Consider the following 12,999-nt stretch of genomic DNA (forward strand, 5'->3'; position numbering starts at 1 on the left):
TCTCTTCTGTGCCTACGAGATACGCTTCACGAGCGACGGGTTTTCACGATACAGCCGGGAGACTCGGACACGATGTTGCTGAAAGACAAAAAGGGCCTCATCGTCGGGGTGGCGAACAAGCACAGCATCGCGTGGGCGATCGCGCAGGCGGCGGCCCAGGCGGGGGCGCAACTGCTGTTCAACTACCAGAACGAACGGCTGCGGGAGAATGTGGTGGAACTGGTCAACACCATGCCAGGGGCGAAGGCATTTCCGTGCGATGTGGCGGACGACACCCAGATCGATGCGTTGATGAAGCATGCCGCGCAGGAGTTGGGCCGGCTCGATTTCCTCGTGCACTCGGTCGCCTTTGCGCCGCGCGAAGAACTCGCCGGTCAGTTCCTCAACACGACCCGTCAGGGCTTCGCCACGGCGCTGGATGTCAGCGCCTATTCGCTCGTGGCCCTCACACGGGCGGCAGTCCCGCTGATGACCGACGGCGGGTCGGTGGTCACGCTGACCTATCTTGGCAGCGAGCGGGTCGTCCCGCATTACAACGTCATGGGGGTGGCCAAAGCGGCCCTCGAAGCGAGCGTGCGCTATCTGGCGCATGACCTGGGCCCCAAGAATATCCGTGTGAACGCGATTTCAGCCGGCCCCATCAAGACCTTGGCCGCGCGGGGCGTCTCCGGGATCAGCAAGATGGTCGATCACCATCGGGAGGTGGCGCCGTTGCGCCGGGCGACCGAGCAGGCGGAGGTGGGCGACACGGCGCTGTTCCTCGTCAGCCCGCTGTCCCGCGGCATCACAGGAGAAATCATCTATGTCGATGGGGGGTATCACATTCTCGGGTCGCTGGCTGCGCTGGAATAGCCAGTTACTATCTAAAAAATCTAAAAAAGAGGTGAGTGGATGGCAGCGGAGAGCCCATCGCTGTAGGCTATTCGCTGCGAGCTATTGACTTTTTTCGTGCTGCAGGGTGAGCCGAAGGCTCAGTGGACCGGGCTGAATGTTCCACAGGATTCCCGCCTTTGTTACATTTGACAGTGGGTTTGGCGCTGTGATAGCTTCCACCGCTGGTTGCCTCTGATTCGACGACGCCCATATCCCTCGCTCCCAACTGCGTTTGGGGGCCTTTTGTCCAGGAGGTTGTCTGCATGCAGCAGCTCTACGAGTCTATCTTTATCGTCCGCCCGTCGCTCTCCGATGAGGACACCGGGGCGATCATTCATAAGATGAAGAGCGTCCTGGAGAAGAACGGCGCCACGCTGGTCAAGGCGGAGAATTGGGGCCGTAAGAAACTGGCGTATGAGGTGGAACGCGAGCGGAAAGGCACGTACGTCTATTTCTATTTCAAAGGGCCGGGCACGGTCGTCAGTGAGCTTGAGCGGTCGTACCGGCTGGAAGATGCGGTCATCAAGTTCTTGACGGTCCGACTGCACAAGGAGCCGGTTCTCAAGAAACAGGCGGGCGACGCTCAGGAGTCGGACAGTGGCCGGGTTCAATAAAGTCATCCTTATTGGCAACCTCACCCGCAATCCGGAGCTTCGCTATACGCCGAGCGGGACGCCGGTGGCGAGTTTCGGCTTGGCGGTGAGCCGACGGTATAAGCAGGGGGAGGAACTGAAAGAGGAGGTCTGCTTCATCGATATCGTCGTCTTCGGCAAGCAGGCCGAGCACTGCGGCCAGTATCTCAGCAAGGGAAACGGCGTCATCGTGGACGGTCGGCTGCAGCAGCGCCGCTGGGAGACCGAGGATGGGCAGAAGCGCAGCAAGCACGAAGTCGTCGCCCAGACCGTGACGTTCCTGCCCAAGCGGCCTGAGGCCGGCGGCGAGGTGCCGATGCCGGACGATACGAACTACGAATACGAAGAGCAGCCATAACGGAGGCGGTTCATGGAACGAGGACGATTGTTTCAGCGGCGGCGGCCTTGCCGGTTCTGTGTGGACAAGGCGGTGATCGATTTCAAGGACGTTGGACTATTGAAGAATTTCTTGACCGAGCGGGGTCGGATCGTGCCCCGTCGGATTTCGGGCAATTGCATGCGGCATCAGCGCGAGCTGACGATTGCTATTAAGCGCGCCCGGCATATCGCCTTGGTGAGTTTCGCGGAGGAGCGCTGACGGCGGCACCGCCTGCGCCATGAGCCGACCGGTTTGACATCGCGGCGGTCTGACGATATAGGAGAAGCAAGGCTCAGACATGGTGACGGCGATGAACCTTTTGACCCCTCGGGTGTCCGATATTCCCCGGCAAGGACTGGTTCTACGAGGCGATGTCACGGCGGAAGAACTGGGTTTGAGCGCAGGGGATGCCCTCGTTCAGGGCTCACTCGCCGTGGTTCTGGAGTTGGTCAAGCTCGGCAACTGCATCCGAGCCAGCGGCTTGTTGGAGGGCTTGATCCTTCGCCAGTGCGTGCGCTGCTTGAAGGACTTCGCCGATCCGCTTTCGGTTTCCGTGGAGGCGGAATATGTCCGCGAGGGGGCCTTGCGTGGAGCCGCGGACGTGTTGCCTCATGGACGGGTGGCTGCGTTCGGCGCCGACGAAGAAGATGAACCGTACCTGTATAGCGCGGATGAAATCGATCTAGCCCCGATGCTCCGGGAACAGGTCATCCTGGCCGAGCCGATGCAGCCGTTGTGTCGGGAAGACTGCCAGGGGCTCTGTGGCGTCTGCGGGCAGGATTTCAACGTCGGTCAATGCGGCTGTCCACAGGAACCGGCCTATTCGCCGTTTCGGGTGCTGCAACGATTCAGGGACTCCGGGATGGACTAGCTAATGGGAGTCGCTCCCAATGCGAAGACAGATCGAACTGGGAAGGAGTCACCATGCCGAATCCAAAACACAAGCTCTCCAGAGCCCGCCGCGATCGGAGGCGCACCAGCAAGTCAAAGATCATTCCGCCGGGCTTCTCCGTATGTCCACAGTGTCATGAGCTCAAGCTTCCGCATTACACTTGCCTGAATTGCGGCACCTATAAGGGAAAGGCGGTCATTGCTGTCGAAGAGGCGTAACGCGCGGGAGGCCGGCTCAACCAGGTCCGAATGCGCGGGCGCCGCGGGTCAGTGGGCGGCTGCCTGACCCTGTTCGCGGTGAACCGCGGGTCCGCGTTCCGGTCGATCGTCAACACCGGTGGGTATCCAGCAACAACGCGTGCGAATTGCCGTCGATGCGATGGGCGGAGATTACGGGCCGCCACCCATTCTGGAGGGCGCGTATCAAGCCGTTCGCGAGCTGGACGTCGAAGTCGTCCTGGTCGGGGAGGAAGGGTCTCTTAAGGAACAACTCCGGCGGGCGAACTATACAGATCCGCGTCTGACTATCCGGCATGCGCCGCAGGTTGTGGAGATGCACGAGTCGCCGGCGGCCGTCGCTCGAAAAAAGCGTGATTCCTCCATCTGGATCGCAACAGAGTTGGTGAAATCTGGAGAAGCGAGCGCCGTTATCAGCGCGGGCAATACCGGCGCCAGCATGGTCGCCGCATTTTTCGTGCTGGAGGTGATCAAAGGCGTGGAACGGCCCGCCATCGCCACGACGCTGCCGACGCTTACCGGCACCGCGGTGATGCTGGATGTGGGCGCGAACGTCGATTGCACATCGCGCCATCTGGAGCAGTTCGCGTTAATGGGGAATGAGTACGCCAAGCACCTCTACGGCAAACCCAATCCCCGCGTCGGGTTGCTGAGCATCGGCGAGGAAGACACGAAAGGCAACGAGGTCACCAAAGAAGCCTTCAAGCTGCTCAAGGCCCTCCCGATTAACTTCATCGGCAACGTCGAAGGCCGCGACGTCTACAGCGGCTCGGCGGATGTGATCGTCTGCGACGGTTTCATCGGCAACGTGGCGTTGAAAATTTCCGAGGGCGTGGCCGATACGATCAAAAAGCTGCTCATGAAAGAGCTGGCCGGCTCCTTCCTAGGCCGGCTTGCCTATCCGCTAGTGGCCGGACCGCTGCTGCGCCTGCGCCGTCGGATCGATTACGCGGAATTCGGCGGTGCGCCGCTTTTGGGCGTGAACGGCGTGTGCATGATCTGTCACGGACGTTCGTCGGCCAAGGCGATCAAGAATGCCATCAAGCGGGCCAAGGCGATGGTCGAGAGCCGGCTGAACGAATTGATCCGGCGAGACATCGAGGAGAGTCTGGCCTCGCCCCGACAGTCGGGGCAGGAAGGCGTTCCGGCATGAGGGCTAGGATCACCGGGACAGGGTCGTATGTGCCCGAACGCGTCGTGACCAATGCCGATCTCGAGCGGATGGTCGCCACGTCGGATCAGTGGATCGTCGAGAGAACGGGCATCCGCGAGCGGCGTGTCGTCGCCGAAGGGGAAGCCTGCTCGGATCTGGGCGTCCAGGCTGGAGAGCGGGCGCTGAAGACCGCCGGATTGTCGCCCGCCGATCTGGACCTCATCCTGGTTGCGACCTGTACCGGGGATATGCCGCTGCCCTCCACCGCCTGTCTCATCCAACACCGACTCGGTGCGACGCGTGCGGCGGCATGCGACATCTCCGCGGCCTGTTGCGGGTTCGTCTACGCCTTGGCCGTCGCCGACGCGTACATCAAGACCGGCTTGCGGCATGTGTTGGTGATCGGGTCCGAGGTGATGTCGGTCATCACCGACTGGACGGATCGCAATACCTGCGTCCTATTCGGCGACGGAGCCGGAGCGGTGGTGCTCAGCGCCGGCGAAGGCGAGCGCGGGGTTCTCTCGTCCCATCTGCGATCGGACGGCAGCCTGTGCGATCTGATTGTGGTGCCGGGCGGCGGGTCGCGCCATCCTCCGTCGGAGAAGATGCTAAACGAGCGGCTGCAGTACATCAAAATGAAAGGCAACGAGACGTTCAAGGTGGCGGTCCGCACCTTGGAAGAAATTGCGCGGGAGACCTTGGCCCACAACCATCTGTCCATCGAAGATGTGGATCTCTACGTCCCGCATCAAGCCAACGTGCGGATCATCAAGGCCGTCGCGGAACGGCTAGGGCTGCCGCTCGAAAAAGTGTTTCTGAACATGGACCGGTATGGGAACACGTCCGCGGCGTCGATTCCGATTGCGCTCGATGAAGCGGTGCGCGAAGGACGGTTGCGGGAAGGACACCTGGTCATGATTGGTGCCTTCGGCGCTGGCCTGACCTGGGCTTCGACGATGATTCGCTGGTGAACGACGAAGCCGTCGGTGGTCACAGATCGGTTTACCGCTCCACAACGTGTCTTTCAGAGAGAGCGCCGACGGCTGAAGACCAGACGCGTGTGTGGAATGTTTTTCTCGTTGACATTGAATCGAATTTTTACCATATCATAGCGCGCTATGGCGTCCGGAATCGGGCTGGTGTTTCCCGGCCAAGGCTCGCAGTCGGTCGGGATGGGACGAGCGCTGTACGAGGCGTTTCCCGCAGTCCGAACGATCTACGAAGAGGCGTCATCCGTCCTCGGGTACGATGTGGCCGCACTCTGTTTCGAGGGACCGGCCGATCGGCTGAACCTGACGGAGTACACCCAGCCGGCGCTGCTCACCAGCAGCATCGCCGCCTTGCGCCTGTTAGAACAGGCCGGCGTGAAGCCCCTGGCCGTTGCCGGTCATAGTCTCGGCGAATATTCGGCGGTCGTCGCCGCCGGAGGGTTGGCGTTTCGCGACGCCGTGTTGCTTGTCCAGAAGCGTGGGCGGTACATGGCCGAGGCTGTGCCGTCGGGAAGCGGATTGGTCGCCGCGATTCTCGGTTTGACGGGTGAGATAGTCAGAGAGATTTGTCGGGAAGTTTCGTCGGTCGGGGTTGTCGCGGCGGCGAATTTCAACTGTCCCGGGCAAGTGGTGATCGCGGGAGAAAAAACTGCGGTCGAACGGGCGATCGAACTGGCGAAAACCAAAGGGAGCCGTAGAGCGGTCCCGTTGCCGGTCAGCGTGCCGGTCCACACACCGCTCATGCAACCCGCGGCGGACCGGCTGGCGCGAGACGTGACGCGAGCGACCTGGTCGGATCTGACGGTGCCGCTGGTCAACAACGCCGATGCCAAACCGATCAGGCAGGCAAGCGAAGTGCAGGCGTCGTTGGTACGCCAGTTGCCCTCTTCGGTGCTGTGGGAAGATTCGATCAAGACCATGGCGGGACTGGGCGTCACGACGTTTGTCGAGGTGGGACCGGGCACGGTCCTGACCGGATTGATCAAGCGCATCCTACCCAACGCTATGACGCTGAACGTCAATGATCCGAAGTCGCTGGACGCGACCCTGACCGCGTTACATGTGAAACGTGACGCGTAACACGTGGTATGAGTCAAAGAGACAAAGGATCCCTTGCGCCTCACGGATCTCGCGTCATGCATGATGAGGGACTGACCAATGTCGTTAGCAGGTAAAGTGGCGATCGTCACCGGCGCTGCGCAGGGGATCGGACGAGCCGTTGCGGAGGAGTTGGCGCGCGACGGCGCTGATGTTGTGGTGGCCGATCTTGATCCGGGTCGGTCGCAAGAGACAGTCGCTTCCGTCGAAAAACTCGGCCGGCGGGCGTTGAACGTCAAGGTCAACGTCGCGGACTTCAACGAGGTGAAGGCGATGGTCGACCAGGTGCTGAAGGCATGGGGCAAGGTCGATGTCCTCGTCAACAACGCCGGCATCACCCGTGACGCTCTGTTGCTGCGCATGAAAGAGGAAGACTGGAATCTCGTACTGCAAGTTAACCTGAACGGCACCTTCCACTGCACGAAAGCGGTGCTCCAGCCAATGACCAAGCAGCGCTACGGCCGGATCGTCAACATTGCCTCGATCGTCGGCGTGATGGGCAACGTCGGTCAAGCCAACTATGCCGCGTCCAAAGCTGCGGTGATCGGATTCACAAAAACCGTGGCGCGGGAATATGCCAGTCGGAACGTGACCGTCAACGCCGTGGCGCCCGGGTTCATCGATACGGCGATGACCCAGGGATTGCCGGCGGACGTCAAGGAGACCTTGCAGAAGCAGATTCCGCTGGGCCGACTGGGTCGGCCAGAGGATATCGCCGCCGCGGTCCGGTTTCTGGTTTCGGAGGAGGCCGCGTACATTACTGGCCATGTCCTGCATGTCAATGGCGGGATGTTGATGGCATAACGCGCCGCCGCGCGAGCGCTGCGTTGAAAACGCGGAACTGGAAGTTGTGAAGTCTGGCGGCCCGGAGCCCGGCTCCAGGCATGCAGGAAGGAAAGAGAAGATGGGGAAGGAGGTGGGCGAATCGATGGCGACCGTTGAAGAACGCGTGAAGAAAATCATCGCCGAACAACTCGGGGTTGAGGAAGACGAAGTCACTCCCGAAGCGCACTTTGTCGAAGATCTTGGTGCAGACTCCCTGGATACGGTCGAGCTGGTGATGGCGCTCGAAGAGGAGTTCGAGATCGAAATCCCGGATGAGGATGCTGAGAAGATCCTCACCGTCGGCAAGGCGTTGGAGTATATTAAGGAAAAGGTGTAAGACGGGGTCAGGCCACGGATGAGCGAGCGGGTGACACGACGGGTCGCGGTGACAGGGTTGGGCCTGGTCACGCCGCTCGGAACAGGCGTCGAAAAGACGTGGAAAGCGCTGTGTGCCGGGCAATCCGGTATCGGTCGCATCACCCGTTTTGATCCTGCCGGCTATCCCGTCCAGATCGCGGGGGAAGTCAAGGACTTCAACCCCGCCCATTTCATCGAGAAAAAAGAAATCAAGAAGATGGACACCTTCATCCACTACGCTGTTGGCGCGAGCCAGATGGCGGTGGATGATGCGGGGCTGAAGATCGCGCCGGAGGAAGCGGATCGCGTTGGGGTCTACATCGGTGCCGGCATCGGCGGGCTTCCGGCGATCGAGCATTATCATAGGGTCCTGTTGGAGAAAGGTCCGGATCGGGTGTCGCCCTTCTTTATCCCTATGGTCATTATCAACCTGGCGTCGGGTCAGGTGGCCATCAGGTTAGGCGCCAAGGGGCCCAACTCCTGCGCGGTGACCGCGTGCGCGACCGGAAACCACTGCATCGGCGACGCCTTCCGGATTATTCAGCGGGGCGAAGCGGATGTCATGCTGGCCGGAGGCACCGAGTCCTGCATTGTGCCCACCGCCGTGGCGGGGTTCGCCGCAGCCCGGGCATTATCCACGCGGAACGACGACCCCCCGCGGGCCAGCCGCCCCTTTGATCGGGATCGGGACGGCTTTGTGCTCAGCGAAGGCGCGGGGGTGGTGGTGTTGGAAGAGTTGGAGCGGGCTCGCCGGCGCGGCGCGCGTATCTATGCCGAAGTGGTCGGCTACGCCATGAACAGCGACGCCTACCATATCACCGCGCCGCCCGACGAAGGAGAAGGAGCAGTGCGGTGCATGGAACTGGCCATTAAGGATGCGGGGGTGGCCAAGGACGAGGTCGGTTACATTAACGCGCACGGCACATCGACGTTCGCTGACAAGATCGAAACGCGGGCCATCAAACAGGTGTTTGGTGAACGGGCTTATCGTATTCCGGTCAGTTCCACGAAGTCGATGACGGGACACCTGCTGGGCGCTGCCGGCGGCGTGGAAGCTGTCTTCAGCGTGCTCGCGCTCCATCGTGGGCTGCTGCCGCCGACCATCAACCTGGAGCATCCCGATCCTGAATGCGATCTGGACTACGTGCCCAATCAGGCTCGTCAGGCCTCGCCCAACGTCGTGCTCTCGAACTCGTTCGGATTCGGGGGTGTGAACGCCTGTCTGTTGTTCAAACGTTTCGAGACATAGCCGGTTGCTGAACAGGGACTGGCCGCGGTTCAGCCGCGCCTCTCCGAGTCACCGGCGTGAATTCCTGTAACTCCATGTCGCACCGTGTCGCGCGGATGGCGCGTTCCAAAACCGACACAGTGACAGACATCGAGGTCATCCAGACGACCTTAGGTTATCGGTTCCGCCAACCCGGGCTGCTCGATCAAGCCCTTACGCATAAGTCCCACGTCAACGAGCGCAGAGGCAAAGAGGGCAAGCACAACGAGCGGTTGGAGTTTCTGGGCGACGCCGTGCTGGCGCTCATCGTCAGCGACCATCTGGCCTCCTCATTTCCAGAGCTGTCGGAGGGCGCCCTCTCGAAACTCAAAGCGCGGCTGGTCAGCGAAGCGTCGCTGGCCAAGGCGGCACGCCGTCTCAATCTAGGTAACCTGTTGCGACTCGGGCGAGGAGAAGAACTGACCAAGGGGCGTGAAAAGAATTCGCTGCTCGCCGATGCGCTGGAGGCCCTGATCGCCGCCGTGTATCTGGACGGGGGCTTGGAAGCCAGCCGGGAATTCACTCTCCGTGTGCTGGCGCCGGAATTGAGGGGAGTGGCGACCCAGAAAACCAGACCGGAGATGGACGATTACAAGACCCTGCTGCAGGAATGGTGTCAAAAACGATTCGAGACGTTGCCGCAGTACGCGACGGTGCGCGAATCCGGGCCCGACCATCGGAAGATTTTCGAAGTAGAGTTGACGATTCGGGGGGATGTGGTCGGTGTGGGACGGGGACACAGCAAGAAAGAAGCGGAACAGATGGCAGCCAAGCAGGCGCTCGAACAAGTCGGGGCCTGATGCACCGTCAGTGGAGGGCGGTTGCGAACGAGACAGAAAGGGGGCGGCGAATGGTGAGGATGATTCGTGCAGCAATAGCCGGTTTGAGTATCGCAATGCTGTTGGGTGGGTCGCCGGCTGCGCCGGCAGCCGATCAGGCGTCGGGCGGCAAAGAGCCGCGGGCGATCATCAAGACGAAGTACGGCGAGATGGAGATCAAGTTCTTTCCCGACGTCGCGCCCAAACACGTGGAGAATTTCATCAAGCTGGCCAAGTCCGGCTTTTATAACGGCACGATCTTTCACCGCGTGATTCCGGGGTTCATGATTCAGGGCGGCGACCCGAACACCAAAGATTCCACCAAGAAAGAGACCTACGGCATGGGTGGTCCCGGCTACACCATCAAAGCGGAATTTAACGACATTCCACACAAGCGGGGCATCGTCTCGATGGCGCGGGCGCAGGATCCGGACAGTGCCGGGTCGCAGTTCTTCATCGTGGTGGAGGATTCTCGGTTTTTGGATCGCAAGTACACCGTCTTCGGCGAGGTCGTAAAAGGGATTGGGGTGGCAGACAAGATCGTGAATCTGCCCCGCGACTCACGCGATCTGCCGACAGAGCGAGTGGAGATGACAGTGACGATCGTAGAGTAGGGTCGCGGGACCTGACGCCGACCAACCCCTCCGTGCTCGCACTCCGTTCGGTGTAGGGACCCCGCTACGGGAGGAGGGGCCCTCTGGTCAGCGTCATCCGCTTCGGGCAGTGCTCTTCGTCCGTTTCGCGGACCGCGTCTGCTCGGCAAGCGCGAAATCACCCTGTGGCCTCACCACCCGGCCGTGCGTACACACGTGGCGCTCCTTGTTCGTCGCGTCCTGTGCTCCCGAGCCTCCGCGCGATCGCGCCTGGCAGGTTCGGTCGGCTCTCCCCGGTGCTCTGACTTTCCGGTGGAAAAGAATACTGAAGAGAACGAAGAATAGCCTCGGCTGAAGAAGAGTAGTGCTATTGGGATTCGCTATGCTGCTTTGGTGTTGGACACCTGTGATGCCCTGCCGTTTATATCCGATCGCCTATCCGAGCAGTGTTGAAGGGAGGACATGGAAAGAGCCGGTCGATTCGGCTCACGTCACGTACCGGCTCGCATTCCCGGCCGCCGCTTTTCTAGAAAGAAACGGCTTACTCAGTTTCGGCGGAGGCCCGGCGTAACTGGGTAGCTAGGCTGAGGAGGGAGAGGGTGAAGATCACCCACTTGGAGGGGTCAAAATTGTACCAGCGGGGGCCGTTCCGGTAGTCGCTTTGATACATGTGGTGGTAGTTGTGGTAGCCCTCGCCGAAGGTCAGCAGCGAAACCCACCAACTGTCCCGGCTCGAGTCGGACTGGCCGTGGGGCTGATTGCCCCAGAGATGGCAGATGGAATTGATGCAAAACGTGGAGTTCAGGACCGCGAACGTCCGCCCCACACCCGCTAACAGGAAGCACCCCATTCCGCCGACCCACCCGTTGGAGAGAAACCCGACCAAGAACGTGAGGGCGATGCTGGAGAGCACGATGGGCACGTAGTACCGGTGTTGCCAGATGACCACTCGATCCTGCCCCGAGCGAGACGCATACTTGTCGTCCGCATAGGGATCGTCAAAGAACAACCACCCGCAGTGACTGTGCCAAAACCCTCGCTGGGCGTTGTACGGATCCGCCTCGCGGTCGCAATGGGCGTGGTGGCGAATATGGTCCGACGCCCACTTCAGCACGGAATTTTCCAGCGCCCAGCCGCCGGCGATCAATAGTCCCGCCTTGACCCAATTCGGGCAGTCGAAGCTGCGGTGAGCTGCCAACCGATGGTACCCGACCGTGATGCCCAAACCGGTGAAGACATAGAGGAGACCAAACATGGCCCAATCCAGCCGCGAGTAATCATAGAGGTACGCGAAGGCGGGGACGCCGATCAGGGCGCCGAGGGTGACGAGGCCGAACAGGATGGCTGTTCCGTAATTCCAGGCTCGGGGGAGGGGCTGTGCAGCAAGGGAAGCATGTGTCATCACGATGGTCCTTCATTTTTGGAGAGGGGCGCCTCGACCGAGGCGCCCCTCTTGTTCACCGTACTGTGAACCTGCGCCGTTAGAAGCGGCTGCGGTTGCGGTGCTCGCTGCGGCCACCGCTGAACCGGTCGCCGCCGGAACGCGACTCTTGGGGCTTCGCCTCGTTCACCGTCAACGTGCGGCCGTCGAGCTGCGTGCCGTTCAACGCGGCAATCGCGGCATTGGCTTCCTCGGCAGTGGACATTTCGACGAAGCCGAAGCCCCGTGACTGTCCCGTGAACTTGTCCGTAATCACACGCGCCGACTCAACGGTGCCGTGCTGGGCGAACAAGTCGTGTAACTGCGGTTCGGTGGTCGCATAGGGCAAGCCACCAACATACAACTTCGAACCCATGGGGGTTCCTCCTTTTTGAGTGATATTGTCTTAGACGCGAGAACGAAGCAACGATAGGAAGAAACGGGCCGAAGACGCGAACAATGAGCGGCTTGGGTCTGGCTTCCGATCAGATTCCCGGACAAAACAACATCGGTGACGGGCCTTCCGTTTAGCAGGTTCACCGCGAGGCCCTGCGCGACAAACCATGGTGCACCTTAACAGGTAACAGACCAAAAAGCAACCTGAGATATGAACAGAGCCACGAGAGTCATTGCGCGACGTCCCGCCGCCCCCGGCGAGCGGCTTCGGCCGCCTTGGCGGAGCGGACTACGGGGCCGCTTTGAACCGGATGTTGAGACCGGACGCTGTGTCCGAGACTGCGGCCTGCCAGCAGCATCCCTTGGCGCCGGATCTCGTCCATCGAAATAACCGGCTGTTCCAATGCTCCCAACCCCAAACGCTCCAGTTTGATCTTCCGTTTCGGTTTCGCGCGCTTGTGCTGAAGCGATCGTCTCCAAACCATGTTGCCACTCCTTCGATTACCCGTTGCGATGGTTGCGCGATGGCGGCCGCCTCCGTTCAGCTCAACGCGAGGCGATGAATCTGTCGTTCGCGAATGCGCCGTGGAGTTGCTCGGTGATATGACAGCGGTATTCGACTTTCTGCTTGGCCATGAGGACCAAGCCTTCCTTATCCGTGAGGATCAGCAGATCCTCCTCGACAACGAGGAGTCGATCCGACTCGCCGATATTGATCCGGTACTGGGTCCGTCCATCAGGATTGCGACGAGGACCGGTTACGATCTCAGTCAATCCATCGACGTATCCTTCGTACCCGTCCGATCGATGTCGGACCTTGGTCCCGTCGGGAATTCTTACCCAGGGCTTGGCGGTCGTTGCCGGCGTCTGTTTTCTTTCGCTCACGATGATCAGGCCTCCACGTGGTGATAGCGATCGAGGCCGCGCCGATCACGCGCCGTTCACCGACGGTCCGATGTGGTCGCTGTGAACGCGGGGCCGCCCCTCACGCACTCCTCTCTGCGGCGCGGCGCGCTGTACTGTCGGACGACGCGGACGTAAGAACAGCGGAAACTACAACATCAATCGCGC

18 protein-coding genes are annotated in these 12,999 nt (G+C 60.9%); 14 read left to right on the plus strand and 4 right to left on the minus strand.

The window, feature by feature from the left end:
* Nucleotides 1-72: 72 nt before the first annotated feature.
* The 14 genes from ACWHTU_RS03260 (at nt 73) to ACWHTU_RS03325 (ending at nt 10,133) form a co-directional block, all read left to right on the plus strand.
* Nucleotides 73-852 carry an enoyl-ACP reductase FabI gene (locus ACWHTU_RS03260; RefSeq protein WP_447861612.1) on the plus strand — a complete coding sequence of 260 codons (780 nt, stop codon included), beginning with the start codon at nt 73-75 and terminating at the stop codon, nt 850-852.
* Between the two features lie 284 nt (nt 853-1,136).
* Entirely contained in the window at nt 1,137-1,487 is a 351-nt protein-coding gene (gene rpsF, locus ACWHTU_RS03265) for a 30S ribosomal protein S6 (RefSeq protein ID WP_447861614.1), read from the plus strand.
* Nucleotides 1,471-1,863 carry a single-stranded DNA-binding protein gene (locus tag ACWHTU_RS03270; RefSeq protein ID WP_447861616.1) on the plus strand — a complete coding sequence of 131 codons (393 nt, stop codon included), beginning with the start codon at nt 1,471-1,473 and terminating at the stop codon, nt 1,861-1,863. The genes rpsF and ACWHTU_RS03270 overlap by 17 nt, the downstream gene beginning before the upstream one ends.
* 12 nt (nt 1,864-1,875) lie before the next feature.
* A complete protein-coding gene (gene rpsR / locus ACWHTU_RS03275) occupies nt 1,876-2,103 on the plus strand; it encodes a 30S ribosomal protein S18 (RefSeq protein ID WP_447861617.1) in 228 nt (75 codons plus the stop codon).
* 91 nt (nt 2,104-2,194) lie between these two features.
* A complete protein-coding gene (locus tag ACWHTU_RS03280) occupies nt 2,195-2,755 on the plus strand; it encodes a YceD family protein (protein WP_447861618.1) in 561 nt (186 codons plus the stop codon).
* A gap of 53 nt (nt 2,756-2,808) precedes the next feature.
* Nucleotides 2,809-2,994 carry a 50S ribosomal protein L32 gene (gene rpmF / locus ACWHTU_RS03285; RefSeq protein WP_447861619.1) on the plus strand — a complete coding sequence of 62 codons (186 nt, stop codon included), beginning with the start codon at nt 2,809-2,811 and terminating at the stop codon, nt 2,992-2,994.
* A gap of 139 nt (nt 2,995-3,133) precedes the next feature.
* Entirely contained in the window at nt 3,134-4,165 is a 1,032-nt protein-coding gene (plsX, locus tag ACWHTU_RS03290; protein ID WP_447861621.1) for a phosphate acyltransferase PlsX, read from the plus strand.
* Nucleotides 4,162-5,136, plus strand: coding sequence for a beta-ketoacyl-ACP synthase III (locus ACWHTU_RS03295; protein ID WP_447861623.1), 975 nt, complete (start codon nt 4,162-4,164; stop codon nt 5,134-5,136). Before plsX ends, ACWHTU_RS03295 begins: the two co-directional genes overlap by 4 nt.
* A 147-nt stretch (nt 5,137-5,283) precedes the next feature.
* A complete protein-coding gene (gene fabD, locus ACWHTU_RS03300) occupies nt 5,284-6,234 on the plus strand; it encodes an ACP S-malonyltransferase (RefSeq protein WP_447861624.1) in 951 nt (316 codons plus the stop codon).
* 78 nt (nt 6,235-6,312) lie between these two features.
* Complete coding sequence (gene fabG / locus ACWHTU_RS03305) at nt 6,313-7,056, plus strand: 3-oxoacyl-[acyl-carrier-protein] reductase (RefSeq protein ID WP_447861625.1); 744 nt, start codon at nt 6,313-6,315, stop codon at nt 7,054-7,056.
* A 124-nt stretch (nt 7,057-7,180) separates the two neighbouring features.
* Nucleotides 7,181-7,414 (plus strand): acyl carrier protein, encoded by a 234-nt coding sequence (gene acpP / locus ACWHTU_RS03310; protein WP_447863302.1) that lies wholly within the window; start codon nt 7,181-7,183, stop codon nt 7,412-7,414.
* Nucleotides 7,415-7,432: 18 nt separating this feature from the next.
* A complete protein-coding gene (gene fabF, locus ACWHTU_RS03315; RefSeq protein WP_447861627.1) occupies nt 7,433-8,683 on the plus strand; it encodes a beta-ketoacyl-ACP synthase II in 1,251 nt (416 codons plus the stop codon).
* Between the two features lie 95 nt (nt 8,684-8,778).
* Nucleotides 8,779-9,501: a ribonuclease III gene (gene rnc, locus ACWHTU_RS03320; protein ID WP_447861629.1), complete on the plus strand. Its 723-nt coding sequence runs from the start codon at nt 8,779-8,781 to the stop codon at nt 9,499-9,501.
* A gap of 50 nt (nt 9,502-9,551) precedes the next feature.
* On the plus strand, nt 9,552-10,133 hold the full coding sequence (locus ACWHTU_RS03325) for a peptidylprolyl isomerase (protein WP_447861630.1): 582 nt from the start codon (nt 9,552-9,554) through the stop codon (nt 10,131-10,133).
* A gap of 520 nt (nt 10,134-10,653) precedes the next feature.
* Here ACWHTU_RS03325 and ACWHTU_RS03330 read toward each other — a convergent pair.
* From ACWHTU_RS03330 to ACWHTU_RS03345, 4 genes are all read right to left on the minus strand, one after another.
* Nucleotides 10,654-11,514, minus strand: coding sequence for an acyl-CoA desaturase (locus ACWHTU_RS03330; protein WP_447861631.1), 861 nt, complete (start codon nt 11,512-11,514; stop codon nt 10,654-10,656).
* A gap of 79 nt (nt 11,515-11,593) precedes the next feature.
* Complete coding sequence (locus ACWHTU_RS03335; RefSeq protein WP_447861633.1) at nt 11,594-11,908, minus strand: RNA recognition motif domain-containing protein; 315 nt, start codon at nt 11,906-11,908, stop codon at nt 11,594-11,596.
* A 250-nt stretch (nt 11,909-12,158) separates the two neighbouring features.
* Nucleotides 12,159-12,413, minus strand: coding sequence for a hypothetical protein (locus tag ACWHTU_RS03340; protein WP_447861634.1), 255 nt, complete (start codon nt 12,411-12,413; stop codon nt 12,159-12,161).
* A gap of 61 nt (nt 12,414-12,474) precedes the next feature.
* Complete coding sequence (locus ACWHTU_RS03345) at nt 12,475-12,813, minus strand: hypothetical protein (protein WP_447861636.1); 339 nt, start codon at nt 12,811-12,813, stop codon at nt 12,475-12,477.
* Nucleotides 12,814-12,999 lie beyond the last annotated feature (186 nt).

It is taken from the genome of Nitrospira calida, from assembly GCF_976986435.1.

Bases quoted from the DNA above. Each gene is read 5' to 3' on its own strand.
- ACWHTU_RS03260 (WP_447861612.1), top strand. From the start codon at position 73: ATGTTGCTGAAAGACAAAAAGGGCCTCATCGTCGGGGTGGCGAACAAG.
- rpsF (WP_447861614.1), top strand. From the start codon at position 1,137: ATGCAGCAGCTCTACGAGTCTATCTTTATCGTCCGCCCGTCGCTCTCC.
- rpsR (WP_447861617.1), top strand. From the start codon at position 1,876: ATGGAACGAGGACGATTGTTTCAGCGGCGGCGGCCTTGCCGGTTCTGT.
- ACWHTU_RS03280 (WP_447861618.1), top strand. From the start codon at position 2,195: ATGAACCTTTTGACCCCTCGGGTGTCCGATATTCCCCGGCAAGGACTG.
- rpmF (WP_447861619.1), top strand. From the start codon at position 2,809: ATGCCGAATCCAAAACACAAGCTCTCCAGAGCCCGCCGCGATCGGAGG.
- ACWHTU_RS03295 (WP_447861623.1), top strand. From the start codon at position 4,162: ATGAGGGCTAGGATCACCGGGACAGGGTCGTATGTGCCCGAACGCGTC.
- fabD (WP_447861624.1), top strand. From the start codon at position 5,284: ATGGCGTCCGGAATCGGGCTGGTGTTTCCCGGCCAAGGCTCGCAGTCG.
- fabG (WP_447861625.1), top strand. From the start codon at position 6,313: ATGTCGTTAGCAGGTAAAGTGGCGATCGTCACCGGCGCTGCGCAGGGG.
- acpP (WP_447863302.1), top strand. From the start codon at position 7,181: ATGGCGACCGTTGAAGAACGCGTGAAGAAAATCATCGCCGAACAACTC.
- fabF (WP_447861627.1), top strand. From the start codon at position 7,433: ATGAGCGAGCGGGTGACACGACGGGTCGCGGTGACAGGGTTGGGCCTG.
- rnc (WP_447861629.1), top strand. From the start codon at position 8,779: ATGGCGCGTTCCAAAACCGACACAGTGACAGACATCGAGGTCATCCAG.
- ACWHTU_RS03325 (WP_447861630.1), top strand. From the start codon at position 9,552: ATGGTGAGGATGATTCGTGCAGCAATAGCCGGTTTGAGTATCGCAATG.
- ACWHTU_RS03330 (WP_447861631.1), bottom strand. From the start codon at position 11,514: ATGACACATGCTTCCCTTGCTGCACAGCCCCTCCCCCGAGCCTGGAAT.
- ACWHTU_RS03335 (WP_447861633.1), bottom strand. From the start codon at position 11,908: ATGGGTTCGAAGTTGTATGTTGGTGGCTTGCCCTATGCGACCACCGAA.
- ACWHTU_RS03340 (WP_447861634.1), bottom strand. From the start codon at position 12,413: ATGGTTTGGAGACGATCGCTTCAGCACAAGCGCGCGAAACCGAAACGG.